General features: G+C 45.4%; 24 protein-coding genes. 3 read left to right on the plus strand and 21 right to left on the minus strand.

Translation table 11 applies throughout. From position 1 onward, the window contains the following. Nucleotides 1-74: 74 nt before the first annotated feature. Nucleotides 75-692 (plus strand): transcriptional repressor LexA, encoded by a 618-nt coding sequence (gene lexA, locus AC58U0_RS04765; RefSeq protein ID WP_047676998.1) that lies wholly within the window; start codon nucleotides 75-77, stop codon nucleotides 690-692. A gap of 574 nt (nucleotides 693-1,266) precedes the next feature. Here the strand turns inward: lexA and AC58U0_RS04770 are convergent. The 13 genes from AC58U0_RS04770 to AC58U0_RS04830 all read right to left on the minus strand — a co-directional run bounded on the left by AC58U0_RS04770 (nucleotide 1,267) and on the right by AC58U0_RS04830 (nucleotide 14,976). Next, on the minus strand, nucleotides 1,267-2,505 hold the full coding sequence (locus tag AC58U0_RS04770; RefSeq protein WP_497378247.1) for an aminopeptidase: 1,239 nt from the start codon (nucleotides 2,503-2,505) through the stop codon (nucleotides 1,267-1,269). Between the two features lie 109 nt (nucleotides 2,506-2,614). Beyond that, the gene (glnA, locus tag AC58U0_RS04775) at nucleotides 2,615-3,955 is read right to left on the minus strand and encodes a type I glutamate--ammonia ligase (RefSeq protein WP_057302355.1); all 1,341 of its coding nucleotides are present in this window, start codon (nucleotides 3,953-3,955) and stop codon (nucleotides 2,615-2,617) included. A 40-nt stretch (nucleotides 3,956-3,995) separates the two neighbouring features. Continuing rightward, entirely contained in the window at nucleotides 3,996-4,406 is a 411-nt protein-coding gene (locus AC58U0_RS04780; RefSeq protein WP_047676992.1) for a MerR family transcriptional regulator, read from the minus strand. Nucleotides 4,407-4,501: 95 nt separating this feature from the next. Continuing rightward, entirely contained in the window at nucleotides 4,502-5,722 is a 1,221-nt protein-coding gene (locus AC58U0_RS04785) for a methionine gamma-lyase family protein (protein WP_497378248.1), read from the minus strand. 32 nt (nucleotides 5,723-5,754) lie between these two features. After that, nucleotides 5,755-7,080 carry a GTPase HflX gene (gene hflX / locus AC58U0_RS04790; RefSeq protein ID WP_497377886.1) on the minus strand — a complete coding sequence of 442 codons (1,326 nt, stop codon included), beginning with the start codon at nucleotides 7,078-7,080 and terminating at the stop codon, nucleotides 5,755-5,757. A 190-nt stretch (nucleotides 7,081-7,270) separates the two neighbouring features. Continuing rightward, nucleotides 7,271-8,548, minus strand: coding sequence for an iron uptake transporter deferrochelatase/peroxidase subunit (gene efeB, locus AC58U0_RS04795; protein ID WP_497377887.1), 1,278 nt, complete (start codon nucleotides 8,546-8,548; stop codon nucleotides 7,271-7,273). A 24-nt stretch (nucleotides 8,549-8,572) separates the two neighbouring features. Continuing rightward, nucleotides 8,573-9,748, minus strand: coding sequence for an EfeM/EfeO family lipoprotein (locus tag AC58U0_RS04800; RefSeq protein WP_497377888.1), 1,176 nt, complete (start codon nucleotides 9,746-9,748; stop codon nucleotides 8,573-8,575). A gap of 32 nt (nucleotides 9,749-9,780) precedes the next feature. Continuing rightward, entirely contained in the window at nucleotides 9,781-11,262 is a 1,482-nt protein-coding gene (locus AC58U0_RS04805; protein ID WP_497377889.1) for an FTR1 family iron permease, read from the minus strand. Nucleotides 11,263-11,436: 174 nt separating this feature from the next. Then, the gene (locus tag AC58U0_RS04810) at nucleotides 11,437-12,414 is read right to left on the minus strand and encodes an AAA family ATPase (RefSeq protein ID WP_497377890.1); all 978 of its coding nucleotides are present in this window, start codon (nucleotides 12,412-12,414) and stop codon (nucleotides 11,437-11,439) included. Nucleotides 12,415-12,500: 86 nt separating this feature from the next. Next, nucleotides 12,501-12,800, minus strand: a complete 300-nt coding sequence (locus tag AC58U0_RS04815) for an antibiotic biosynthesis monooxygenase family protein (RefSeq protein WP_497377891.1) — start codon at nucleotides 12,798-12,800, stop codon at nucleotides 12,501-12,503. A gap of 28 nt (nucleotides 12,801-12,828) precedes the next feature. Next, nucleotides 12,829-13,455, minus strand: coding sequence for a histidine phosphatase family protein (locus tag AC58U0_RS04820; protein ID WP_497377892.1), 627 nt, complete (start codon nucleotides 13,453-13,455; stop codon nucleotides 12,829-12,831). A 23-nt stretch (nucleotides 13,456-13,478) separates the two neighbouring features. Further along, nucleotides 13,479-14,480, minus strand: a complete 1,002-nt coding sequence (lplA, locus tag AC58U0_RS04825) for a lipoate--protein ligase (RefSeq protein WP_497377893.1) — start codon at nucleotides 14,478-14,480, stop codon at nucleotides 13,479-13,481. 22 nt (nucleotides 14,481-14,502) lie between these two features. Further along, nucleotides 14,503-14,976 carry a GNAT family N-acetyltransferase gene (locus tag AC58U0_RS04830; RefSeq protein ID WP_497377894.1) on the minus strand — a complete coding sequence of 158 codons (474 nt, stop codon included), beginning with the start codon at nucleotides 14,974-14,976 and terminating at the stop codon, nucleotides 14,503-14,505. Nucleotides 14,977-15,119: 143 nt separating this feature from the next. Here AC58U0_RS04830 and AC58U0_RS04835 point away from each other — a divergent pair, with 143 nt between their 5' ends. After that, nucleotides 15,120-15,917: a GNAT family N-acetyltransferase gene (locus AC58U0_RS04835; RefSeq protein ID WP_497377895.1), complete on the plus strand. Its 798-nt coding sequence runs from the start codon at nucleotides 15,120-15,122 to the stop codon at nucleotides 15,915-15,917. Nucleotides 15,918-15,953: 36 nt separating this feature from the next. Next, nucleotides 15,954-16,823 carry an SDR family oxidoreductase gene (locus tag AC58U0_RS04840; protein ID WP_497377896.1) on the plus strand — a complete coding sequence of 290 codons (870 nt, stop codon included), beginning with the start codon at nucleotides 15,954-15,956 and terminating at the stop codon, nucleotides 16,821-16,823. A gap of 73 nt (nucleotides 16,824-16,896) precedes the next feature. Here the strand turns inward: AC58U0_RS04840 and AC58U0_RS04845 are convergent, their stop codons facing one another. The 8 genes from AC58U0_RS04845 to mutL form a co-directional block, all read right to left on the minus strand. Beyond that, nucleotides 16,897-17,592 (minus strand): YdcF family protein, encoded by a 696-nt coding sequence (locus AC58U0_RS04845; RefSeq protein ID WP_497377897.1) that lies wholly within the window; start codon nucleotides 17,590-17,592, stop codon nucleotides 16,897-16,899. 5 nt (nucleotides 17,593-17,597) lie between these two features. Continuing rightward, the gene (locus AC58U0_RS04850; RefSeq protein WP_497377898.1) at nucleotides 17,598-18,257 is read right to left on the minus strand and encodes an alpha/beta hydrolase; all 660 of its coding nucleotides are present in this window, start codon (nucleotides 18,255-18,257) and stop codon (nucleotides 17,598-17,600) included. A gap of 46 nt (nucleotides 18,258-18,303) precedes the next feature. Next, nucleotides 18,304-19,032 (minus strand): peptidylprolyl isomerase, encoded by a 729-nt coding sequence (locus tag AC58U0_RS04855; RefSeq protein ID WP_497377899.1) that lies wholly within the window; start codon nucleotides 19,030-19,032, stop codon nucleotides 18,304-18,306. Between the two features lie 317 nt (nucleotides 19,033-19,349). Then, nucleotides 19,350-21,899, minus strand: coding sequence for a transglycosylase domain-containing protein (locus tag AC58U0_RS04860; protein ID WP_497377900.1), 2,550 nt, complete (start codon nucleotides 21,897-21,899; stop codon nucleotides 19,350-19,352). A 142-nt stretch (nucleotides 21,900-22,041) separates the two neighbouring features. Next, complete coding sequence (gene hfq, locus AC58U0_RS04865; protein ID WP_029193229.1) at nucleotides 22,042-22,281, minus strand: RNA chaperone Hfq; 240 nt, start codon at nucleotides 22,279-22,281, stop codon at nucleotides 22,042-22,044. 64 nt (nucleotides 22,282-22,345) lie between these two features. Further along, nucleotides 22,346-23,314 carry a tRNA (adenosine(37)-N6)-dimethylallyltransferase MiaA gene (gene miaA, locus AC58U0_RS04870; protein WP_497377901.1) on the minus strand — a complete coding sequence of 323 codons (969 nt, stop codon included), beginning with the start codon at nucleotides 23,312-23,314 and terminating at the stop codon, nucleotides 22,346-22,348. Beyond that, complete coding sequence (locus tag AC58U0_RS04875; RefSeq protein ID WP_497377902.1) at nucleotides 23,308-24,084, minus strand: class I SAM-dependent methyltransferase; 777 nt, start codon at nucleotides 24,082-24,084, stop codon at nucleotides 23,308-23,310. Before AC58U0_RS04875 ends, miaA begins: the two co-directional genes overlap by 7 nt. Before the next feature lie 4 nt (nucleotides 24,085-24,088). Continuing rightward, complete coding sequence (gene mutL, locus AC58U0_RS04880; protein ID WP_497377903.1) at nucleotides 24,089-26,134, minus strand: DNA mismatch repair endonuclease MutL; 2,046 nt, start codon at nucleotides 26,132-26,134, stop codon at nucleotides 24,089-24,091. Between the last annotated feature and the right edge of the window lie 2 nt (nucleotides 26,135-26,136).

The raw sequence follows: 26,136 nt of genomic DNA on the forward strand, positions 1-26,136 counted from the left end.
GAACTTATGTTTGTACGAACTCGGGTTCTATGTTATACTTTGGGTAATGATTCCCAGTATTGGAGTGATAACTATTGAGTAAGATTTCGCAGCGTCAACAAGCTATATTGGAATTCATTAAGAATGAAGTGAAAGATAAGGGGTACCCACCTTCCGTTAGAGAAATCGGCGAGGCAGTTGGACTAGCTTCTAGTTCTACAGTTCATGGACATTTGGAGCGTCTTGAGAAGAAAGGTATGATTCGTCGAGATCCTACAAAGCCGCGTGCTATTGAAATTCTAGGACTTGACGGTGCGGAAACGCATTTTGCAGTTTCTGTAGCTCGTGTACCTCTCGTTGGTAAAGTTACAGCCGGTGTGCCTATTACAGCAACAGAGAACATCGAAGACTACTTCCCTCTTCCTGTCAGCATGGTAGGAGATAATAATGTGTTCATGCTTAGCGTCATGGGTGACAGTATGATCGAAGCCGGTATTCATAATGGCGATTATGTCATCGTAAAGCAGCAGCAAACCGCTAATAACGGGGACATTGTTGTAGCAATGACGGAAGATGATGAAGCAACGGTGAAACGCTTTTACAAGGAGAAGGATCATATTCGTCTTCAACCGGAGAACTCGGCTTTGCAGCCAATCCTTTTGAAACATGTTACGATTCTTGGCCGTGTCATTGGTTTGTTCCGGGATATGTAATAGCACTACAGCCCTTATTCTACATACAATGCCAATGATAAAGAACCGAGAGGACAATAGTCCCTCGGTTCTTTTGGATGTAAACAGCCTTAAATTACATGGAGCAATGGGGCAAATTGAGGAACTTAAAAGATAGTGAGGCAATCGATCCAAGTATAGATATTTCAAAGTTAATGAAATGGGCTTTAATCCCGTCATAGCCAAAAAGGCTGAACTGTGGATTCAGATAAGAGCCTTTAGAGACTGCTATTACGTCATTATGATCAAATTTTGCGGAAATAGAAGCTTCTTGAGACTTCTATTCGGTAATATTTGGCCCTATTTGATTCAACTTTAAGGAATAGGAGTCTTTAAAGACTTCTATTCTTAATATTTCCACACTTTTGAACAAATTAGCGGTCTCTAGAGACTTCTATTTTCTATTTTCTATTTTCTATTTTCTAGCTTCTAGCTTCCTTTTTCCTTCTGCGGTCTTCATCAGCTATCTGCTATCTGCTATCTGCTATCTAACCCCTTGATAAACCCAGGAGTACTCACACCTTTGGAATTAAGCTAACAAATCAGATAAATACAACTAAAATGCAAGCGCCCAATTTCCACGACGGAAAATAGGCTCAATTGTACCATCACCAAGAACACCATCGATCTCAAGATCAGCCGTCCCAATCATGAAATCCACATGAATCAAACTGGTGTTCCCACCTCGAGCTTTCAGCTCTTCACTTGATAAAGATACGCCATCCTGCAAATTGATCGGGTAGCAGCTGCCTAAGGCCAGATGGCAGGATGCATTCTCATCGATGCCCGTATTGTAGAAAATGCGGTCAAGATTAGAGATCGGCGAATCAAAAGGTACGAGCGCAACTTCTCCCAAATAGCGTGCGCCCTCATCCATATCCAGCAACCTTGCTAGATGCTCATAGCCGACTTCTGCCTGATAATCCACAACTTTCCCGTCCTCGAATTTGAACGAAAACCGATCCACAAGCGCCCCATTCACATTTAATGGCTTGGTGCTCGACACCGTCCCATGAACACCTGTTCGCTTAGGCATCGTGAAAACTTCCTCGGTTGGCATATTCGCCACGAATCGTATTCCACTTGCGTTCTCCGCATCACCGCCAAGCCAAATGTGACCCTCCGGCAATTCGACACGTAAATCTGTACCTGCCGCTCGATATTGAAGCGCCTCGTATTGCTTCTCATTTAACACGCTGCGAACGCGCTTCAATTGATCCATATGAACTCGCCAAGCAGCTACCGGATCCTCTTCATAAACGCGATTTATCCGGAAAATTGCCTCCCACATCGCATCTACCCTCTGTTCTTCAGGCAAATCGGCATACACTTTGGATGCCCACGCTACCGTAGGCGCTTTGATTAAGCACCAACTGAACTTACTTGTTCTCACATAGTGTTGATACTTTGCTCTAGCCGTAGCCATCGATTTGGATGCTCTAGAAATCATGCTTGCATCAATACCTGCGTACAAATCAGGATCCGGTACTTTGATATTCAGTAAAGCTCCACCATTTTCTACAAAGCGTTCTAACATACTCGTATACCACTCTGGATAATAATCAAAAGCTTCATCATTGGCATATTCAAATCTGCTGCGAGTTATCACATCATCCTGCCAGTGCACTTGGACAAAATTTGCCCCTTCCTCATAGGCTTTTTTCACGATAAGTCTAGTTAAATCTAAGGATTCTATCGGCGACTCTATCATCAGATCCTGGCCTTTATGGAGGTTAACCCCAACCTTAACTACAAGCTCAGCGTACTTCTCCAAATTAATTTGAAAGTTGTCCAACATACTTATGATCTCCTTCGCGTGAAAAAGCCCATCAGTTCAGAATCGTTCCTGAAGGCTGACGGGCTTTTCATATCTAATTGTTGCTTAATATCAACTTGCTAGGCGATTAATAAAGGGACAGATATTGATCTCTTTCCCATTGGTGAACTTGTGTGCGGTACATATCCCACTCAATTTCTTTAAGTTCATAGAAATGAGCCAGAGCATGTTCGCCAAGTGTATCGCAAATCACATCATTGCGAAGCAGCTCGTCCAACGCTTGTTTCAAGTTCAATGGTAAAGTAGGAATACCATCGCTCTCTCTTTCCTCTTCAGTCATCACATAGATGTTACGATCAGTAGGAGGAGGAAGCTGCATTTTGTTCTTAATGCCATCCAGTCCGGCAGCAAGCATAACAGCAAGAGCCAAGTAAGGATTAGCAGCCGGATCCGGGTTACGTACTTCAACTCGAGTGCTTAACCCGCGGGATGCTGGAATACGGATCATTGGACTACGGTTACTTGCGGACCATGCTACATATACAGGCGCTTCATAACCAGGCACAAGACGTTTGTAAGAGTTAACAGTAGGGTTTGTAATCGCAGCAAAAGAACGTGCATGACGAAGAACACCCGCCATATAATGTCTAGCTACATTACTTAAACCTAATTTATCGTTCTCTTCATAAAAGGCATTTACATCACCTTTGAATAAGGATTGGTGACAGTGCATACCAGAACCGTTCATACCGAACAAAGGTTTAGGCATAAAGGTCGCATGCAAACCATGTTGTCTAGCAACGGTTTTGACGACGAGCTTGAAGGTTTGAATTTGGTCAGCCGCTTTAATCGCATCTGCGTATTTAAAGTCGATTTCATGTTGACCTGGCGCCACTTCGTGGTGGGATGCTTCAATTTCAAAGCCCATCTCTTCAAGCGTCAACACGATATCGCGGCGGCAGTTTTCGCCCAAATCCATCGGAGCCAAATCGAAATAACCGCCTTGGTCATTTAGTTCCGTTGTTGGATTGCCTTTTTCATCCGTTTTGAACAAGAAGAATTCTGGTTCAGGACCTACGTTCATGGCCGTAAAGCCCATTTCTTCAGCTTGTTTCAATGCATTTTTCAAGATAGCACGCGGATCTCCTGCGAAAGGTCTGCCGTCTGGCATATAAATATCGCAGATTAAGCGTGCTACTTTGCTTTCGGTAACCCATGGGAAAATAACCCATGTATCCAAATCAGGATACAAATACATATCAGACTCTTCAATACGCACATAACCCTCAATGGAAGAACCATCGAACATCATCTTGTTGTCGAGTGCTTTTTCGAGTTGGCTGTAAGGAATTTCTACGTTCTTGATGCTTCCCATCAAGTCCGTAAATTGCAAACGAATGAACCGAACATTTTCTTCTTTGGCAATGCGTAAGATATCTTCTTTGGAAAAATTGTTGTTGTAGCTCATGTGTGCAGTCTCCTCTCAATTTACGAGCGATTAAGAAATGCTATTTATAAAATCGGGAAAGCTGACCTTGAATCAGGGAAACCTGATCAGGGCGTTTACCTCCGCCAATCAACTGCTGCTTAAGCATTTTGTGCAGTTGGGAGTCGGTTAATTCTTTACGCTTAACTTCTGTGTGCTCGTTCAGTATTGTTGCATCTTCAGAATCTTTATCGACAGGGATAAGAACCTGCTTGATCCCAGCGATGTTTACACCTTTTTCAATTAAATCTTTAATTTCAAGAAGTCGTTCTACATCATTAAACGAATACAGTCGTTGATTACCAGCCGTTCTAGCTGGAATAATAAGTTCATGCTGCTCATAATAACGAATTTGTCTTGCGGTTAAATCAGTCAGCTTCATGACGATCCCGATTGGGAATAACGCCATATTTCTACGTATTTCATCACTCATGCTAATCACTCCTGGTCAGTAAATACCTCTATCTTATTGTACCTTTGTAACAAGAATGTGTCAAGGAGTGTCAGGTTTGTTCACAGTCTTATTTTTCACAACAATCCCTTGTCTTCCATATGTTGGATTGCTGTAAGTACCCCTAACTTACAGTGTGAGTAGGTAAGCCCGCCCTGCAAATAGGCGATATAGGGCTCACGAATCGGCGCATCTGCGGACAGCTCCAGACTGCCGCCTTGAATGAACGTCCCGGCCGCCATAATGACGGGATGCTCATAGCCGGGCATATCCCACGGCTCCGGCACAACGTGCGAATCCACGGCAGCCGCCTTCTGGATGCCCTGCACGAACGTGATCAAGTGATCCGCCGACGTGAAGCGGATCGCTTGGATCAAGTCCGTGCGCGGCGTCTGCCAGCGCGGATGGCTCTCGAAGCCCAGCTCTTCGAACACCGCGGCGGCGAAGACCGAGCCCTTGACAGCTTGCCCCACCAAGTGAGGGGCAAGGAAAAGCCCTTGAAACATCGCTCGCGTGGCGCCGAGCATGGCACCGACCTCGCCCCCAATACCGGGGGCGGTCAGTCTGTAGGCGGCTAGCTCCACAAGGTCGCGCCGCCCGGCAATGTAGCCCCCGGATGGGGCGATACCGCCTCCGGGGTTCTTGATGAGCGAGCCGGCCATGAGATCAACGCCAACCTGCGTCGGCTCCTGCAGCTCGGTGAACTCGCCGTAGCAGTTATCGACGAAGACGATCAGCGCCGGGTTCACTTCCTTGACGAATCGGACCATATCTCCGATTTGTTCTACCGTGAACGAAGGCCGCCACGAGTAGCCTCGCGAGCGCTGTATGCCGATCACCTTCGTGTTCGGCTGTATGGCAGCCGCAATGGCCGACCAGTCCGGCGCGCCTTCCTCAGTCAGCGCAACCTCGCTGTACGCGATGCCAAAGTCCTGCAGCGACCCCATACCGTCGTCAGGCTTACCAATGACCTTATGCAACGTATCATAAGGCTTACCCGTTATGTAAAGTAGATGTTCCCCTGGTCGCAGAACACCGAACAAAGCTGTGCCTATCGTATGTGTTCCTGAGACAAAGTGCGGGCGTACGAGTGCTGCTTCTGCTCCCATCGCATCCGCATAGACAAGATCGAGCACCTCTCTGCCACGATCATTGTAGCCATAGCCTGTCGAGGAAGCAAAGTGGTAATCGCTTACCTTATGTTTTTGGAAAGCCCTAATCACTTTCCACTGATTAAGATCAATCGTTTTCTCAATCTGGCGAAAAGCGCTCTCTACCTGGCGTTCTGCGCTCTCCATTAATGAAATAACTTTATCCCCGAATTGCATAATTAGTAAATCTCTCCCTCACTATCTTGAGCCTCTTGCTGTGCATGTTGATCATAAGCGACCAATTGATAAGCCAATTTGACGTAATCATCCTTATTCACGCGGACCTTGAACAGCATATCTTCTCCGTCTACATCCGTCTCCAGAACGTCGCCAATTCGGTACATCAGGGAAATGATGTCTCCCTTGTCAGCCGGAATGCGAAACTCTTTGCTCTCACCCATCAGCTTCTCTTGAATAGCGATCCGCAGACGTTCAAGATCATCAGGGGTGTAAGCACTAATTTTCAGAAATTCACCTTCGGTCGAAAGCATCTCCTTATCTTCTTGCGAACAAAGATCAATTTTATTGAAAATGGTTAGCTGTTCCTTCTGATGAGCACCCAGTTCTTCCAAAACTTCAGCGACAACGCGCATTTGCTCGTTCCTCATATCTGTTGAACTATCTACAACATGAAGGATCAAATCAGCCTCATTAGCCTCTTCCAGCGTTGCACGGAACGATGCAACAAGATCATGCGGCAGGTTCTGAATGAAACCTACAGTATCGGTTAAAACGATCTCTTTGCCGCTTGGCAATTCCATTGTCCGCGAAGTCGGATCTAGTGTTGCAAACAATTGATTCTCAATATAGACGTCCGCTTGAGTCAATTGTTTCAATAAGGTTGATTTTCCTGCATTCGTGTAACCAACAAGGGCAACTTGAAATACACCTGTCTTCTTACGGCGTTCACGATGCAATGTCCGATGACGAACAACCTCTTCTAACTGCGCTTTCAGCTCGTCAATACGGCCGCGAATGTGCCGGCGATCGGTCTCCAGCTTCGATTCCCCGGGACCTCTCGTCCCGATACCGCCACCCAGACGTGATAAGTTCTTACCTTGTCCCGATAGCCTTGGAAGCAAGTAGCTAAGCTGCGCCAATTCAACCTGAATAATACCTTCCCGTGTTTTGGCACGCTGCGCAAAAATATCCAGGATCAGCTGCGTCCGGTCGATGATTTTCACATCTAAGGCAGCCTCTAAGTTACGCACTTGTGCACCCGATAACTCTTGATCAAAGATGGCCGTATTCCCGTCAAGCTCCTCTAAACGCAACTTTAGCTCTTCAACTTTCCCTTTACCAATAAACCATTTGGAATCCTTTGTTTCTTTGTTCTGTGTCATTGTCTCCAAAACAAGCACACCTGCTGTTTCCGCTAACTTAACCAACTCTTGCAATGAGTATTCCGCTAACAATTCATTTTTCTTCTGTTTCTGAGTGACTAGACTAACGAGCACCGCGCGGTCATCGATTTCTTTCTCAACCATATGTGAAGTTGTTTTCATAAGTGTCTCCTTTACGCTGCATTCAGACAATCGAAATAGCCCCCATGTGGGCTTATTCCTTCATCATTGTGTAGGAAATGCTTGGGAAAGTCAATTTACAAGAGCGGATAATTCGATTATAACGGTGTTCCCATCTGCAGACACAAAAATACCGAAAGACCAAAGGCCTCTCGGTAGCTTTCCACCTATTTTAAGTAAATAAACTTTGTCCCAAAAACGAACCTTTAGAAGGAACACCCGGCAGCACAGCGAAATAACCGCCACCTGTTGTGTCCGTATAGGAAAGCATTTTGTCGGGAAGCTTCGGATTCGTCAATCTTTTCTGAATGGATTCAAACTGCGTTTGGATGTTCCGATTGAAACAAACGAATAACAGACCAGCATTGATTCGTCCAACGTTATCGAGGTTATCCATGAAATTATACCCGCGGCGCAAAATACGCTCACGTTCTGAACTCTCTCCCGTACGCGGATTTGAAAGGCGGATATGAGAATCGAGGGCAGTAACCTCCCCCTTCACATCCCCGGCAAAATTCGGCTTATCGAATTCACTTTGTCCATCCATTGGAGCTCCTGAAACCTTCTGGCGCCCGATAATCTCTTCTTGATCCGAAAATGGTTGTTGATCCCAGGTCTCAATTCGCATATGAATACGGCGAACAACCATGTAAGTGCCTCCAGCAAACCAAGATGCGCCGTCGCCCGCCTCGACCCAAACATTTTTTTTCATAAATTGTTCATCTTGCAAGTCTGGATTAGCCGTACCGTCCTTGAAGCCGAACAAGTTTCTCTTTGTCCCTTGAGACTTCACGCCCAACTGTCCGGTTTGCTGCCAACGCAAATGGGCAACGCCGCGTGCCGCTTTAGCTAAGTTACGAATCGCATGGAAACAGATGATCGGATCATCCGCACAAGCCTGAATAATGATGTCTCCATGAGTCAATTGTTCCTGCAGCGAGTCTTTATGAAAAATAGGCATTTCTGTAAGGCCAGATGGTTTACGAGAACGAAGTCCGAAGCGGTCGACACCATCTTTTTCGAACAAAGACGCACCAACAGCGAAGGTAATCGTTAATTTACCCGTCTCGAGGCCGATTTGCTCCCCTGTATCCAATGGCGGAAATTTCCCTTCCTGAGGCTCAGCCGCAAGAGGCTTGCCTTCCATGAGAGACGCTGCCATCTCGGTCCATTGCTGCAGAAGCTCCTTTAGCTCCTTCACATCCTGTGTGGTTACATCAAATGCCGCCACATTCGCAAAGTTCTGGGCCGGAGTCACAACACCGGTCTGATGAGCACCATAAAATGAGATGGTTTCATTTGCTGCACTTGCTGTTGCAGTACCTAGTTGATTGTTGGAAGCGGTAGGTATCACTTTCTGTGCTTTCCCAAGCAGATCCCCCACGATAACGCCTGCAGCACCTGCCGCTGTCATTCCTAAGAAAGCACGGCGATTCATTTTATCACCCATACCGTTGTTCTCCTTTCCATTCCCTTATTTACTTAGCGTTCCTGGCATTTTCACTAATGGCTCAGCAAGTGCTTCCAGTTTATTTTTCAAATCGATTTGTTTGGTTTGTTCTATTTTGCTGAAATCGTTCCAAGTAACACCAAGAGGTGAAAGTGAGTTCATCGTTTCGATTACCGCAGTTAAGCTTTTGCTGATTTTCTCATCTAGCGCCGCGTCTTTCTTCTTCAGCTCACCTTTGACAAGATCATAGATGGCTTGCGCACCTTCCACATTAGCTCGGATAACAGGTATAGTAGCTCCACTCCAGCGTTCTTCTTCGCCTGTTATTTTGGTGGCTTGTGCTTCTTCCATCAATTCGCCGACACCCGCGATAAAATCAGAAGGTTCAATGGTAGTTGCCGCGATTGCTTGCTGCATCTTCTTGCCGTCTTCTAGTAAACGTGTGGAGAAAGCTTCAGCTTCCTTCACATTCTTTTTAACAAACAACAAATACTCTATACGATGATACCCTGTAAACTCAGGATCCTTTTCATTCTTAAAATCATCCACACGAGCATCCATTACACCATCAAGCTCGCTAAAAGTCTCAATAATAGGCTCAATTCTCTCATAAGGCATCCGCGATTGTCCATAGGAATCTTGTGCCTTTTTCAGATCGCCGCTCTTCACAGCAGCATCCAGCTGTTCGAGTCCAGCGACTAATTGTTTCCCTTGTTCCTGAACGTATTTATTATAAGCTTTAGCAGCCTCTTGCAGCTCTTTGGATGCGGTGATGACATCTTTATTAACCGCACCTTTATTATCAGCGAGTGAGGTGCTGAGCTCCGTAATTGCTGCTTTCAAATTATTATTGAGTGCAGTTAATGTCGCATAATCCAGCTTGTCTTGTTTCAATCCTGCTTCTAATGGCGTCAGAAATTTCTCTACTTTAAAATACAGCTCTGGAAATTTCGGTTTTACTTCATCTTCGAAGCTGGCCCACTGATTCTCAAGTAGGGTGGATTGCTTCTTCGGATCTTTAACTTTACTTGTGTCCAGTTGACCCTTCAACTGATCAAGACTTGTAAGAAGCGCTGCTGAGCCTTCTTTGACTGGTACTTTGGTTACTTCCGTTGTTTCTGTTGTTTCTGTTTTACCGCACCCTGCGAGAATAAGTGTTGTAGCAGCTGCTAGAATTATAAGGTTTTGACGTTTCTTCATGGGATGGTTCCCTCCGCTTTTCTCTAAAAATATTATTTGGATAATGCCATATTTCGCATTTGGATCGTTTTACGACGGTCCCAAATGACCGCGAACAACGCGGATAACAGGAGAATAAATTGCGGTATAGCACTTTCTAACGTTGGATATAGCGCGATAAAGTCCCAGCTTGGCAGCCAGGAAGCTGTCGTTGCAGGCAAATAACCTGCCAATTGAAGCCCGTGCACACCCATCCCCGCAAATTTAAAGCAAAGATAAAATACGAAGAAGCTTGAAACTAGAAAGAATGGACGCATTGGAATACGCAGGCCAATTTTTAGGATTAAGAAGGCTACAATGAGTAGGACGGCCACTCCAATTCCTATACCTCCAAGCAGTGAGCTTAAGGAGATTGAGGATGCCATTCCAATCATGAAAAGAACGGTTTCTGTCCCTTCACGGAAAACAGCAAGAAAAGCAAGCAAACTAAGAGAAACTAGACTTCCGGTAGCCAAAGCTTTTACGCTCTGGTCCCGTATGTACTTCTGCCAATTAGAGGCACTTGATTTGCTGTGCAGCCAGTAGCTCATATAAAGCAGCATGATAGCGGCGAAAATCCCCGTACATCCAGCAATTAAGAAATTGTTGTTCCCAAATGCACTTGTAGAAAACAACTGTTGAACGACAACACCAAGCGCCATACTGACGAGCAAACCTCCGAGTACGCCATACCAAATCCATTGTTTCTTATCGCCATGACCCGATTTATTAAGGAAACCTAGTAAAGCAATAACGACTAACAAAGCTTCCAAACCTTCTCTGAGCAAAATAGTTGTGGCATCCAGCATAGAGTAGCTTGTTTTGGCCGCTAACGGCTGCAATTCAGCGTGCATTCGCGCAATTGTAGCGGAAGCCTCACTTGATTGAGCAGGAACAGCAGTCAGCTGTGCGTAAGCAGTAACCATGTCTCTTTCCATCAACGTATAGACGGATGAGGATTGTGTAAGCACAATACCTTCGATCTGCAACCAGGAATTTCGAAGCTTTTGGATACTTGCGGAAGCACCTTCGATATCATTCTGCTTCATTTGATCCGCCGCTTTCTCCAGCAACTCAACCAATGAACTCACAGTAATATCCCCACTGCCCTGAACCACTTTACCGAAAGCATCCATGTTGCCATCTATAAAACTCTTGTTCAAATTGTGAAGATTATTCAATCCAGCAACCAATTTCTGCGAATCAATTGGCTGCTTGAGCGTTTGGAAGGATACTTCACCCATCGCTTGCTCAATCTTCTGATAGGCTGCCAATGAGCGCTCTTTAATACCACTTTCATAGGACAACCAATTTAGTTGAAATGTTTCGAACATCTTGGAGGCATCCTCCAACTGCCCGCTTTCTGCTGCTTGAATGGCGCGAACAATACCTTCATCAGCTTTGGCCAGATCATCTTCTGCCTTAGCACCTACTGTTAAAGGAAGAGATAGCAGCATTAGCAGCACTATCCAACTCACTATGATGACTTTGCGCATGAATCACGACTCCCTATAGAAAAATAAACCCAAATTCAACCAAGTTAATATTGATAATCATTATCAATCATTTAATCACTCTGTCTATTTTACTACGTTCAAGCAATCTGTCAATTGTTTTATTCAAGAAAAAAAAGCCATTTAACTGTTCGTAGTTAAATGGCTTTTTAAATTTCATTTAAATTTCATATCTTCAGGCCTTATTGACATCAATTCTAATTTAGAAGGTGCGTTTACATATTGACTAAGTAACCTTACCGCTTGATGCCGCATCGCTTTCTCCAGAATGTTTCGAACATACCTCGCATTACTAAATGCACGCCATGTAGCGGCTTTCTCATCGGTTAGATGCTGCTTCAGCTTCACAATCGTTTGCGGAAGAAGAACATATTCTCTGTCCTTAGCCATGAGCTCGGTAATTTGAATCAATTGTTCAATCGGATAGTCCTCGAAATCGATTTGGATAGGAAATCGAGAAGGGAGTCCCGGATTCGTAGCCAGAAATTGCTCCATTTCGTCACTGTACCCTGCTAGAATAAGGATGAATTCATTCTTCTTATCCTCCATACCTTTGACCAGCGCATCAATGGATTCTTTGCCAAAATCCTTATCTCCTCCACGTGCCAGACTGTAGGCTTCATCGATAAAAAGGATGCCGCCCATCGCCTTTTTCATCAACTCACGAGTCTTAAGAGCAGTATGTCCAATATATTCTCCTACCAGATCTGCACGTTCCACCTCAATAAAATGACCCTTGCTCAGAACACCCATGGCATGAAACATACGACCCATCAGTCTAGCCACTGTCGTTTTACCAGTTCCAGGACTTCCTTTGAAAATCATATGGTACACGTGCGCATTGCTGAGCAGGCCGGCTTCTGCGCGAAATTGCGAAATTTGTAAGAGCGCATAGATTTCATGCACCAACTCTTTGACATTATCAAGGCCAATCAGTTGATTCAGCTCTTTGAAAACATCCGAAAGCGGACCCTCGAGAGGCGTCTTCTTTCCTGTGAGCTGCGGCTCGGCATCGGCTAGCGGCGAAGCGTGATTCTGGCTGCCTACTCCATCAACGGCTCGCCTTTGCATGCCAGGCTCTGGCTGCCGTAAGACGATGTTGATCTGTCTGGATGGCAAGCTTCGACCACTCATGAGGATCACCTCGTTTACAGGATGGTTTGATGGTTCGTATCAATCCATCCTACGCTCGTTTGATGCATTTTAGACCGCAACAGCCATTAATGATACTTTTGTGACAGCGTATAATGCTCGACCACCGGGAATGGGTCATAGAAATGGTGCAGCAGCTTCCGCCATTCCTGGTATTCTTCAGAGCCGCGGAAGCCTATAGTGTGATTCTCCAGTGTTTCCCAGTGAACGAGCAGCAAATATTTATTGCTATCCTCGATACACGTTTGCAGCTCATGAGAAATATAACCTTTCATCGACGAAATAATGGATGACGCTTGGCGGAACGCCGCTTCGAACTCCGCTTTTTTTCCTGCAATTACAGGAAGTATGGCTACTTCTAAGATCATGAATAATTCCTCCTATTGATATCGTATTTTAGAAACCGAATGCTTCCTCTTGAAAATGGGACGTATCTCCGTGAAGCCGGATATGAGGCTCGTTATCAATCATTTCAACAAGGCTTAAGCATGTAGGGTGAAAATACGGGGGTTTCCACAGGTCTGCTAAAGCTCTTCGTTCAAAGTAAGCCATGATGATTTTCAACGTGACTGTGTGTGAAATCAAGCCAATTGTTTTCCCTTCATGTTCCTCTAACAGCTGCACAATTGCAGGTATGACGCGAGCCTGTAAATCAGCATAGGATTCACCTTGCGTTGGTCTATACAGATCAGGCGCATGCCAGAAGGCATGGAAGTTATCAGGATCCAAATCCGCAATTTCTGAAGATACCCGTCCTTCCCAAGCACCTAGATTCATTTCTTTCCATTCATCCGAGGTATGTATCTCTAATTCACGCGAGCCTTTCAAGATATTCGCCGTTTGCAAAGTACGACCGCTGCTGCTCGCATATAGAACATCAAAATGAACATCCTTCAAAGCATTTGACAACCAGGAGGCTTGCTGCTCCCCTAAAGTTGAAAGTGGTGAATCCAAGTGACCTTGCATTCGGCGCTCCACATTCCACATCGTTTCCCCATGTCGAATTAAATAAAGCTTTGTCATAGCCAGAATCCCCCCTCCTTGCACTAATTTAACATCATTAAAGCTACAAAAGACTCCAAATCCAGCGCGCCAAAGTAACGTTGCAATCCCACACCTGATAGCCGTTCTCGTACTGCAGACTCCTCATACCGCAAACCACGCAGCGTCTCCTCCAGTTCTGCTACATCGCTTGCTCCAAAGAAGTCCCCATATATTTTCAGATCATGAATATGGCCTTCTTCAATATCTAATCGCACATCTATTGTACCAACGCCTTCAAAGCGTTTAGAGTTTTGCACGGTACTTTTGGGGGATTTTCCGTAGTTCCAGTCCCAGTTCTGATAGCGCTCCTTAGATAGCTCGTGAATACGAACCCAGTCTTCCTCAGAAAGCTTGTACATAGGAACTTCGGATTCCTCGGCACCGAAAATAGAAGCAAGCAGCTTATTTCGGAATTCCTCCATCGTAATAGGCTCGCTCAGGAACTCTATGATGTTAGCGACCCGGCTGCGAATCGATTTAATGCCCTTGGACTGAATCTTATCGGGATTAACCTTAAGGGCAGAAACAACGTTTTCGATTTCTGAATCGAAGAGTAGTGTTCCGTGACTGAACATCCTGCCTTTAGTTGCAAACTGTGCATTGCCCGAAATTTTGCGCACACCGACTTGGATATCATTGCGGCCCGTTAAAGCCGCTTCAACACCAAGCTTTCGAAGTGCTTCAACAACGGGTTCAGTAAACTTTTGAAAATTGTGAAAAGAGTTCCCGTCATCCCGTGTAATAAAGCTGAAATTCAGATTTCCCAAATCATGATACACGGCTCCGCCGCCCGATAATCTGCGAACCACATGAAGGTTATTCTCTTTGACATATTCGGGATTGATTTCTTCGATTGTATTTTGATTTTTGCCAATAATAATGGACGGTTCATTGATGTAAAAAAGCAAGTAACTCTCATCATTCGGGAGTTGTCTTAGGGCATATTCCTCCATGGCTAAATTAATCCGGGGATCTGTGATTCCTTCATTATCGATAAATAGCATAATCATGCTCCTTCATTAATGATCATATATGTGTCGTCATGGTGCGATTTAAGGTAAGCATCCCTAAGGATTTATAAAAGGCAATGGCACGCTCATTAAATTCCCACACGTTTAATTCTAGTGAAGCAGCAGAACGCTCCCTAGCCCAGGCTATAGAAGCTTCATATAGCTTTGTACCAATGCCCTGACGCAAAAAGTCCGGTGAGACAGCTAGTTCATTTAAATACGCATAAGTACGAGGAACTAACGCTTCATAGGTAGGAGATTTCTTCATCTCCAGCATAGCTACCCCAACGACCAAGCCCTCTTTCTCCGCGACTAAAATCACTTTGTTCTGTTGGTCTGAAAAGCTTCGGTACCAACCCATAGCCACAACATGATCTAACCTGGCAAAACGCTCCGGCAAAGCATCCGCATGTTCTTCCTGCCCTACTCGAATGATGGCATTAACGGCCTCGTAATCTTCTAATTTTGCGGTACGAATGATAAGTTCCAAGAAAAAATCCTCCTCCTGTTGTTTCATAGCTTACATCAAAGGATCATATTTTTCCACTTTGGCGGAGCGCGATTATTTATATACATAACTCTATAATTTTATTTATAATATTGGAAACTTACTTGAGGAGGAGATCGCTAGAAATGAACGAAAAAACAGACTTTTATATCACCATTGATACGGTGGCATCAAACACGTGGCCTGCCGAGTCATCTACTTCCATGGACAATTGGCTCCTACGGACTTCCCGTGGGGTTACTAAACGTGCAAACAGTGTGCTTGCCATTGGCGAATATCCAAATGATCCTAATTGGCTTGCAAGGATTGAGCAATTCTATCAAGAATTAGGTCTACCCGCAATTTTTCATATTAGCGATGCTTCTCCTGAAGGTTTAGATGGATTTCTTCAAACAAAAGGATATGCGATTGATACGCCATGTCTGATGATGACTGCAGCAAGTCAGCAAGTCTGCGATAGCGCAAGCAATAAGACGATACTTAATAAGTCTCCCATTCAATTGGAATGGGCAGAGGCAGCAGATGCGGAGTGGCTTGACGCATTCCTTATGCTTGAACAGTTTCCCGAAGAGCGCAGAGGTTTCTATAGCGGTCTTTTTGAGCGAATGCCAGCTCAGAAAGGGTTTCTCCAGCTGAAACTAAATGACCAAATCATCGCGTTAGGTACAGCTATTGTAGAGGGCGAATGGGCAGGTTTTGTAAACGTCGTTATCCATGAAGGCCATCGAGGCAAAGGACTTGGGTACGTCCTCATGCACGCACTGACGGAATGGAGTCTGGAGCACGGTGCAACCAAACAATATTTGCAGGTTGTTACTTCCAATATACCCGCGGTAACTTTGTATGAAAAGCTTGGTTACGAAGCTAGATATGGCTATCATTACCGAATTAAGTATGATTTGCAGCCCCTTGTATCATCCTAACAAAGAATTTGCTTAGGATGAAAGGAGCAATAACACTTGGCAACAGCAACAGAAAAGAAACCAGCTTTCCCGCCACAGCATCAGAACCAACAGCCAGGCATTGAGTCACAGATGAATCCTCCTCCTGTCTTTGAGCAAGCTGGGTATAAAGCAGCCGGCAAACTAAAGGATAAAGTCGCCCTGATTACAGGTGGCGATAGCGGAATTGGCCGCGCGGTCGCGATTGCCTATGCCAAAGAGGGTGCTGATGTTGTATTGGTATATTTGAACGAACATACCGATGCGGAGGAGACACAGCGTCATGTGGAAAAGGCAGGGCGCAAGTGTCTGCATGTCTCGGGAGACATTGGAGACGAGAATTTCTGCAAGCAAATCATTGAGCAAGCTGTCGGGAAGTTTGGCAAACTCGATATTTTAGTTAACAATGCAGCAGAACAGCATCCTCAGCCTAGCATCGAGAACATCACTTCGGAGCAGTTGGAGCGGACATTTCGAACCAATATCTTCTCTTTCTTTTATTTAACCAAGGCTGCACTACCCCACCTGAAATCCGGAAGCGCAATTATCAACACAGCTTCTATTACGGCTTATCACGGCCATGAGCAGCTGCTCGATTATTCCGCTACGAAAGGGGCCATTGTCACCTTCACACGCTCCCTATCTCTTCAACTGAACGCAAAAGGCATAAGAGTGAATGGCGTAGCTCCAGGTCCGATCTGGACGCCACTCATTCCTTCTACATTCACCGCAGAGGAAATTGCCACGTTCGGTTCAACTACACCAATGAAACGTGCCGGTCAGCCAAGTGAACTCGCTGCCAGCTATGTTTTTCTCGCAAGTGAGGATTCATCCTATATGGCTGGTCAAATCTTACATGTGAACGGTGGAGCCATTGTAAACGGATAACCAAGGAACAATCAAAAAAAGCATGGCCAGCAAGTGGGAAAATCCCGCTTACAGGTCATGCTTCTTTGTTATCTCATATGCCTGCCATCAACAATAGCTTTGTCCAATACCACTTCGTATAAGCTAACGTTTCTCTCGCTTCATGGTAAGGCATGAAAAGGACCTCTGACTTCGTTGAGGAAATGAGAGGCTGCTTCAAGCCGATCGTTTCTGCAATATCGAGTGAACGAGAACCATGAAATTGATGGGTCATAATAATCGAACTTACAAGACCTTGCTCGTCCATAATTTGCTTACTGTAAAGCAAATTTTCATAGGTACTTGTCGCCCGCGGCTCTAACAAAATGCTTTTGGCAGGAAGCCCTTTTTTAACTAAATAATTACGCATTCCCTCTGCCTCCGTTAGCTTGGAGCCGTTATGATCCAGACCTCCGGAGACGATCAGTTGTTTGAACCGACCCTCTTTATAAAGATCAACAGCCAAATCTAGACGTTCCTGGAGACCAGGGCTCGGGATATCTTGGCGTAAAGAAGCACCAAGAACGATACCCACGTCAACTTGCTTAGGCAGTGTTTGATCAGGAGCGATTTGAACCTTCCACTGGATGTAGACGATCCAAGCGACAAGCAAGATGAACACGGTAACCACGATTCGGAACATTTTCACAAGCATACGGTTAAACGTAGATTTTTGCCCAGTTCGTCGGCGTTTTTTCGGTGTTGGAGTGATGGCTCGTTGTTTCTTATTCATGTTTGGCTGTACAGTCATCCTTGCTACTCCTTATCCAAAAATGCACTAACTTGACGAAACAACGTGCCTGCATCCTCACTCAGACATATCAAATGATTAGATCTGGAATGCCAATGGAGCTCACGCTGTCCTTTTAGCTTACTGTAGATGTATCGCGCACTTTGCGGATGAATAACTTGATCTTTTTCAGACTGAGCGATGAGTGTTGGTATGCTTACCTGACTTAGTTCTGGTTTCAAATGGCGTACAAGTCGCGTAAACTGCCAGGTAGCTCGCAGCGGCGTGGTTTTCGCTTTATTAAAGCTGATTTTTCTTTGATATTTCCACTCATCTCGAATGACATCCAGCATCCTTCTAGGGCTGACATAAATGACTGCCGTGTTCAAAAGAATCAGTCTACGAACTGGATATCGTACGGATAAATAAGCGGCCAGCAGACCTCCCATCGAGAAGCCTACCATATCAAATGATCCATACTGGATCGTCATTCTCTCAGCATGCTTTTCAGCTTCGCGTACCCAATCTTCCCAATGTCCTACTTTTAATTGATGACTGGATTCTCCGTTCCATGGAAGTCGCGGAACCTCACATAGCTGTCCGCGTTCACGTAAATGCCGTGCTAACGGCTCAACCTCATAAGGTCCACCGGTGAATCCATGGAACAATAAACATGGTTGTTTCACGCGGTTTTCTCTCCTATCCATCCTTCACTTTTTAGAATATGATAATCTATTTTTCTTTAATGACGATTGCGTTAATCGTTACTTTTTCTTTTGGCTTGCTCGGTGAGGACTCGCCACCCATCTCAACAGGTGTTTCAGCAATTTTAGATATTGTTGCCATGCCTTCGGCCGTTACTTTGCCGAAAATCGAATAGTCAGGCTTTTTATTGAGATTTGCACAGTCTTCTCCTGAACAAATGAAAAACTGACTGCCATTCGTATTGGGACCGGAATTCGCCATTGCGACAATGCCGGGTTCATATGTATGCGATGTTTTCAGCTCATCCGCAAACTTGTAGCCGGGACCGCCTCTGCCTGTTCCAAGCGGATCTCCTGTTTGAATCATGAACGTTTTGATAATACGATGAAACGTCACATTGTTATAAAAGCCTTCTTTGGACAAGAACACAAAATTGTTAACGGTCTTCGGAGCTTCCTTAGCGAAAAGATCTATGGTAAACGTTCCTTTGGACGTTGTTACTTCAGCTTGATAGGTTTTGTTCGGATCAATCGTCATATCCGGCGCTTTGCTCCATTGTTTAGGAGCTGCAGTTGGCGATGCCGCTGGAGATGCTGCTGAAGTAGCAGCAGGTGCTGTTGCGCCGCTCTTAGGCGTTGCTGTGCCGCCAGCAGATTCGGTAGGTTTGTTGCCGCAGGCCGACGCGATTAAAGTTAACGCGATCAACGTTACCGGTAATAGCTTAGTTGATTTAAGCATGTTGAAATGCAAGTTCATTGAAAATTCCTCCGTCAATAGGATGTAGGTTTAGTGTGGGACCCGCGAAATGCGGGTCTGCTGTTCCCTCATAAAGCTGCTTTTCATCGTTAAAATAGGATTTTAGGCTAGACCTATGGACTTTAAGGATGATATTCATCCCTAACTAGCATGTTCATCTCTACTTAAGATCAAACCGTGTTCCATAAGGTTGTTTATCATCTTTACAGCTTCAAAATAGGCATCTATTGCCGATATATGCATGAAAATCATCGCTAACGACCATTGTGGCTTCGGACCATTTCGGTCCAAAAGACCTCCGGTCAAGCAACAAGTTACTATATCTTCGGCACAATAATCTGTCCCCCGTCTTGCTTGCCATCCTTCGGCTTTTCCTCGGAACCATCAACCGGCTTATTCGCCGGTGATGGGGTAGGGCTTGGGCTTGGACTTGGGTTGATGCTTGGCGTTGGACTTGTGCCAGGCTTATTGGTGCTTCCGGGCGATGGCGTAGGCTTCGTCCCCGGTGACAGCGTTGGCTCTAGCGGATTCTTGCCAGGTGATGCAGACGGCGAGACCGATGGTGAAGGTGACGGCTTGGTACCGTCAGGAAGTATGCCATCCTTCGGTATTTCGACAGAAGCTACATTGGATTTGGCGCCTTCTGTATTTGAGTCCAAATTAATCGGTACAACGTAATATTGATACGTCTCTTCACTGCTAATTGTAGTATCATTCACCCCAGGTAAAGCTGTTTGAGTCAGCATCTTTGGCTCTGTTTCACTAGCACCTTTGCGATACAATTGATAAGCAATCTTCTCACCCAGTGAAGACCAAGTTAATTTAACCAACTTCGTTTCTGGTACATACACCGCAGCTAAATCCGTAATCCCTTTTGGCGGTTCCGTAAGATTAGGCACGCTATCAGGCTTCACGAAGTTCGTCACAGGTCGGCCATCCAGCGACTTTGACATCACTTCTTTAAAGATAGCTGACGGACTTCCGCTGCCGATTGTAACATAGTGCTTCGCATCCACTTTATCGAAGCCTTCCCAAACAGCCGCTGTCCACTCCGGCGTATAGCCGACAAACCACACATCACGATCATATTGTTCAATGCCCTTGATGTCTAGTCCAGTTGTACCCGTTTTGCCGGCTACAGGACGATTGAACTTCGCTTTGGTCCCTGTACCGCCTGTTTCTACAACCCCCTGAAGCAGCAGCGTCATGTAATAAGCAGTTTTAGGTTGAATAACCTGCTTCTTCTCTGGTTTATAAACGGCTATTTCTTTATCGTGCGCATCTGTAATGCGTAGAATCGCATGCGTTTTATTTTGGAGCCCTTGGTTAGCAAAAGCTGTATACGCCGTAGCCATTTGTAATGGAGAAACGCCATCCGTAAGTCCGCCCAGCGCAATGGACAAGTTTTTGTCCTTTTGTTCATTGAGAGGAACGCCAATTTTTTTGGCAAAATCAATCGCTGAGTTCACTTTAATTTGATCTAATAACCAAACAGGAGCCAAATTGTACGATTTTTTAACTGCCTCAAACATCGTGACTTGCCCATGCGTCACACGGTCATAGTTACGCGGGGAGTAAGTCCCGTTACCGAAACTCGTCTGCGTATCATCGAGAATGGAATACGGCGTATAATTCCCGCTCTCAAGTGCAGGACCGTAAGCCGCTATCGGCTTGAACGAAGAGCCTGGTTGTCTTTTGGAATATACACGACTGAAGCCTTTTTGTTTGTAATCTCGACCGCCGATCAACGCCATCAAGCCGCCTGTTTTATTATCCACGATAACCATTGAACTTTGAATCTTTTGACCATCAGAAGCGTCCTTCTGGAAAAAGCTTGGATTTGCATAAGTCTGCTCCATCACTTGTTGCGCTTTCTTATTCATTGTTGTATAGATGCGGTAACCTTTGGTGAGCAACTCATCTTCTTCGATGCCATACATACTTTCCGCTTCATCTACAACATAATCCAAGAAACTCGCGTAATCCTTCGTGCTTTGACTAGACGCCGCAGGCGGTACATAATCCACTGTTTCTGCTTTCGCACGCTCGGCCTCTGTAATATAGCCTTGGTCCGTCATTAGCTTAAGAACGACAGCACGACGTTCCTTCGATAAGTCCGGATGCGTTAGTGGCGAATATCTCGACGGAGCTTTCGGCAAGGCAGCTAGCGTCGCAATTTCCCATACCTCTAATTCATTCAGGTTGGATTTACCGAAATACACCTTCGCTGCTGCTTTAATGCCATAAGCATTACTGCCAAAGTAAATACGATTTAAATATTTTTCAAGTATTTCCTCCTTACTAAACCGTTCATCCAAAGCAAAAGCGATTGACATTTCCGTCCCTTTACGAAAAGCTGTTTTCTCGGAACTTAGAAACACATTTTTAGCTAACTGTTGGGTAATGGTACTTCCACCCTCTACAGCACTCATATGAATAATATCTTTGACAAGCGCTCTGCCAATGGATCTTAAATCAACACCCGAATGCTCGTTAAACCGACGATCTTCCGTGGCAATGAATGCATTCCTTAATCGCTCGGGAACATCTTTGATGTTCACACTCTCTCGATTCTCACCTTTATAGATTTTACCAATTTCCTTGTCTTTTCCTTCTTCTTGCGCATAAATGAGTGTAGATTCACTCGCCGTATCAATCTTATCAATATTGTTATCGAGAATCTTAAAGCCGTTCATAATAACGACGATATAAATACCCATTGCACAAATAATAGCCAAAATGGCAGCAATAATTGAACCCATAATAAATTGGCGAACATTAAACCCCTTTTTCTTAGAGCCTTTATTGCTTCCTTGTGGTTTCGTCTTTGCATTCGCAGCTGTTTTCTTGCCCGTAGGTTTCTCCAAATCCATCGACTCCCTCGCTGTTCATTTCTCTAGTAGTAACCAACAAAAGAACAACCTTAAACAAGGTTGCTCCCACAAGTTTCTATTCGGTTAGACGATTCAGTCCATAGAAAAGTTGCAAAACAAAACGTACGAGTACGGATTATTCCGAAGCTTCAGCGGCAGCCATCAAAGAAACAGCTCGTTGCGGCGTGAAGGTGGAGATGGCATGTTTGTAAACCATTTGTTGACGGCCTTCACTGTCAATGATGATCGTGAAGTTGTCAAATGCGCGAATTAGTCCTCTGATTTGAAACCCATTGGTTAAATATACGGTAACGGGAATGCTTTCTTTACGTAGTTGATTAAGAAAATTGTCCTGGATATTAATGGATCTGTTCATCAGTGGTCCCCCTTAATGGAATGAAACTATCGCCAGAAGGCGCTATTTTCTATTGGTGTATTTGTTAATTATATTCAATTTTATGTACAAACTTTCCTGCTAGTATATCATTAATAATTTGGAAATGGGCAGAAAAATTTGCTGATTCCGTCACATCCACCCAATGAATGTCTTTCATATGCCGAAACCATGACAATTGGCGCTTCGCAAATCGGCGCGTATCACGCTTGAGCAGCGTTACCGCTTCCTCTAAACTCAACTCACCCTCCAGATAGCTGACGATTTCTTTGTAACCGAGAGCCTGCATGGAAATCGCTTGCTTAGGACAGCCTGCGGCAAGGATCGATTGAACTTCCTCGATAAGTCCCTCCTGCATCATCGCGTCGATACGTTCCTCAATACGCTTGTACAGCAGTGCACGATCCATCGTCAATCCAATGATACATAGTTCGTAAGGAGACTCTTTTTTCTGGGACGCCAAATGGTTTGTCATCGTTTCACCTGAGATATAGTAAATCTCAAGAGCTCGTATTACGCGTCTACGATCATTGGCATGAAGTCGATTAGCGCTCTCAGGGTCAATATCACGCAGCTTCTGATGCAGCGCCTCATCCCCATGCTCAGTGGCATAGGCTTCCTGTTCTTGGCGGAACGCTTCATCCATACTGACTTCTGTGAATTGATAATCGTAACATACAGACTCGATATAAAGGCCTGTACCTCCTACAATAAATGGAAGCTTTCCACGCGAATGAATGTCCAGAATCAAAGCCTTTACACGTTCTTGAAATTCAGCCGCCGAAAAGGGATAGGAAGGATCATGAATATCAATCAAATGATGCGGGACAAGCTTTTGCTCAGCTTCACTCGCTTTGGCTGTACCAATATCCATACCTCGATACACCTGCATGGAATCTCCGGAAATAATTTCGCAGCCAAACTTCTGAGCGATTTCTAAACTTAGCTTGGTCTTACCAACTGCCGTAGGACCTAGTAGCACGAGTAATTTCGGCTTGGCTGATGGGGCTAACACAGTCGAATCACTCCATACGTTGTTTTGGTCGTCGATCGTAATACATGCTCGAAACCGAGCCGGGCAAATTCTTTACTGTCTCTGTTTTCTTTGAGCACAATGCTCTTGCGTGCAACTCTTTTAGCTTCTTCGATAGATGCCATACTGATAGCTTCATCGTTCGCATTGCGTCTAAGATGAGAAATCGCTTGAGATTCCTCAATCGGACTGCGAAACATCGGATCAAAATAGACAACATCTACACTTTGCGGTTCTAATTGCTGCAAATACGCGAGGTGATGTGTCTTTCTAACCATGATGCGCCTCATAGCCTCGTTTAGCTCGGGAATTTCCGATTCATAAACGGCTAAACCTTCTTGTATCAGCATAGCTGGAATCTTTTCGCTTTCGAGTGCCATGACGCTTCCTTGGGGGCCAACAGCAAAGGAGAACACGATAGAATCCGACGCTAAACCTGCTGTACAATCCAAGATATCATCGCCAAAAGCTGCACCAGAAGCCTCAATTAATAAATCGGCTTCGCCTCGCTGCATACGTTTGACTCGAACGAGGGCCATACTGGGATGAAAAAAGTACGCAGGTTGGTCTTCTCCATAGTACCTGATCTCATCTCTGGTCACAAGCAGAAGGGAATCATCCTTATAATTATTCCTAAGATGTTCCAAAGAATACTTCCTTCGGGGTACGACTCGGCCGTCATACGCAGCAGCCAATCGCACGGCTTTGTCCAATAAATCACTGGACGGATTATACGAAGTTGTCACTAGCACGGGTTTACATCACTCTCTTAAACATTTTTTCCAGTTCATAAGTCGTAAAGCTAACGACAATCGGCCGTCCATGCGGGCACGTGTAAGGATTACGGCAGCCTGAGAGTCGGTCGATCAGCGTTTCCATCTCAAGAACACTTAGTCCTTGATTCGCTTTGATCGATGCTTTGCAAGAGCACATAATAGCTGCCTTTTCTCTGAGTTTGGCGATGTCTACAGCCTTTCTCTCGCTGAGGACCCACTCACACATTTCTTCGACGATCCCCTTCTCTTCTCCTGACGGAAACCAGTGTGGATGCGCACGGACTAGGAACGTATTCCCTCCGAAAGCCTCCATATACACGCCTGCCTGCTCAAAAAGCGACAGTTTCTCGGCAATAATACCTGCTTCAGACGGTGTAAACTCTAATGTAATAGGAACGATTAATTCTTGGCTTGCCTCAGCAGGATTGCCAAAACGCTCGTAATAATATTCATAATTAATTCGTTCATGCGCAGCATGCTGATCAATCAGGAACAGGCCTTCTTCGTTTTGGGCGACCAAATAAGTGCCGTGCATTTGACCGATCGGGTCCAATCTTGGAAAAGCGGGAAGCATGGGAGCCTCGCCTTCCTGTTTGGAGGGCAGTAGGTCCATGAACGCTTCGTTCGTCCGGCGCTGCTGCTGAATGGACGTACTTCTGGGATTACTTCCAGCAGCAGACGAGTAGCTGTTGTTGGATGGTGATGTCGGACGGCTCGAATATGAAGCTCCGGAAGTTCCAGAAGCTGTGGAAGCTATCGAGCTTCTCAGCGGCTCAACAATAGGTGGCCGGGAAGTTGATACCGATTCTGGTCGGTAAGCTGTACCGACCTCCTTCACTTGCGGCAAAACCATGCTGTCCGAATCCACGGATACACGTTGTATTGTAGAATCAGGAAGCGGTGTAGGTATCGCAGATGAAGCTGCCGGCGTGGATGAGCTTGATCCAGTTGTTGGCTCAACCGTTCTAGTAAGATCCAGCTGTTCCTGTACGTATGCGCCCTTAGGTGCGGCTGGCTTCATCCCTTGCGGAATCAGCACCTGCCTTCCAAATAGCCGTTTCACTTCGGCTTCGATTAATGCGGTTAGCTCCGCTTCTTTGCTAAAGCGGACTTCGAGCTTAGATGGATGCACATTCACATCCACTAAGGCAGGGTCCATCCCGATGTGCAGCACAGCCACTGGATAGCGGTTGATCGGCAGCAGGGTATGATATCCCTGCAGCAGCGCTTGATTCAGCGCGAAGTTGCGCACGTAACGACCATTCACAATGGTCGAGATGCCGCCTCGGTTCGCGCGGGTCATTTCGGGCTTCGCCACGAAGCCCGTGATGGAATAATCCAAGCTTTCCACTTGGAGAGGAAGCATTTGCTTGCCGATTGCTGTGCCGTAGATGCCGGCGATGACCTGAAGCAAGTCTCCGTTGCCCAACGTTTGCAGCAGGAGATTGCTGTTATGTTTCAACGAAAAGGCGATACCAGGGTGAGCCAGCGCTAATCTGTACAAATAATCTGAGATATGGCCAAGCTCGGTTTGGATCGTTTTCATATATTTCAACCGTGCCGGTGTGTTATAAAATAATTCCCTCACCGACACTTCAGTCCCGCGTGAAGCAGCCGTTTCTTCGACACTGCGAATCGTGCCGCCTTCAATGGAGATTTTCCGCCCCAGTCCATCATTCGTAGAGCTAGTCACACACTCTAGCCTAGACACGGACGCTATACTCGGCAAAGCCTCGCCGCGGAAGCCTAATGTTCGTATCGAGAATAAGTCTTTGCTTGTCGCGATTTTACTCGTCGCATGACGCTGAAAGGCTAATTCACAATCTTCCAAAGCCATACCGGAGCCGTTATCGGACACCCGAATCAGCTGAAGACCGCCCTCTTCAATCGTCACATCAATCCGAGTACTGCCGGCATCCACCGAGTTCTCGACAAGTTCTTTCACCACAGATGAAGGTCGTTCCACTACTTCCCCTGCGGCGATTTGGTTCGCAATATGTTCGCTTAAGAGTTGGATTTTACCCATAA

The organism is Paenibacillus sp. J31P190 (assembly GCF_059692075.1).

What these genes read in the sequence shown, in the direction of transcription:
- glnA (WP_057302355.1), bottom strand. Translation starts at nt 3,955, where the DNA reads ATGAGCTACAACAACAATTTTTCCAAAGAAGATATCTTACGCATTGCC.
- AC58U0_RS04780 (WP_047676992.1), bottom strand. Translation starts at nt 4,406, where the DNA reads ATGAGTGATGAAATACGTAGAAATATGGCGTTATTCCCAATCGGGATC.
- AC58U0_RS04785 (WP_497378248.1), bottom strand. Translation starts at nt 5,722, where the DNA reads ATGGAGAGCGCAGAACGCCAGGTAGAGAGCGCTTTTCGCCAGATTGAG.
- hflX (WP_497377886.1), bottom strand. Translation starts at nt 7,080, where the DNA reads ATGAAAACAACTTCACATATGGTTGAGAAAGAAATCGATGACCGCGCG.
- efeB (WP_497377887.1), bottom strand. Translation starts at nt 8,548, where the DNA reads ATGGGTGATAAAATGAATCGCCGTGCTTTCTTAGGAATGACAGCGGCA.
- AC58U0_RS04800 (WP_497377888.1), bottom strand. Translation starts at nt 9,748, where the DNA reads ATGAAGAAACGTCAAAACCTTATAATTCTAGCAGCTGCTACAACACTT.
- AC58U0_RS04805 (WP_497377889.1), bottom strand. Translation starts at nt 11,262, where the DNA reads ATGCGCAAAGTCATCATAGTGAGTTGGATAGTGCTGCTAATGCTGCTA.
- AC58U0_RS04810 (WP_497377890.1), bottom strand. Translation starts at nt 12,414, where the DNA reads ATGAGTGGTCGAAGCTTGCCATCCAGACAGATCAACATCGTCTTACGG.
- AC58U0_RS04815 (WP_497377891.1), bottom strand. Translation starts at nt 12,800, where the DNA reads ATGATCTTAGAAGTAGCCATACTTCCTGTAATTGCAGGAAAAAAAGCG.
- AC58U0_RS04820 (WP_497377892.1), bottom strand. Translation starts at nt 13,455, where the DNA reads ATGACAAAGCTTTATTTAATTCGACATGGGGAAACGATGTGGAATGTG.
- lplA (WP_497377893.1), bottom strand. Translation starts at nt 14,480, where the DNA reads ATGCTATTTATCGATAATGAAGGAATCACAGATCCCCGGATTAATTTA.
- AC58U0_RS04835 (WP_497377895.1), top strand. Translation starts at nt 15,120, where the DNA reads ATGAACGAAAAAACAGACTTTTATATCACCATTGATACGGTGGCATCA.
- AC58U0_RS04845 (WP_497377897.1), bottom strand. Translation starts at nt 17,592, where the DNA reads ATGACTGTACAGCCAAACATGAATAAGAAACAACGAGCCATCACTCCA.
- AC58U0_RS04855 (WP_497377899.1), bottom strand. Translation starts at nt 19,032, where the DNA reads ATGAACTTGCATTTCAACATGCTTAAATCAACTAAGCTATTACCGGTA.
- hfq (WP_029193229.1), bottom strand. Translation starts at nt 22,281, where the DNA reads ATGAACAGATCCATTAATATCCAGGACAATTTTCTTAATCAACTACGT.
- mutL (WP_497377903.1), bottom strand. Translation starts at nt 26,134, where the DNA reads ATGGGTAAAATCCAACTCTTAAGCGAACATATTGCGAACCAAATCGCC.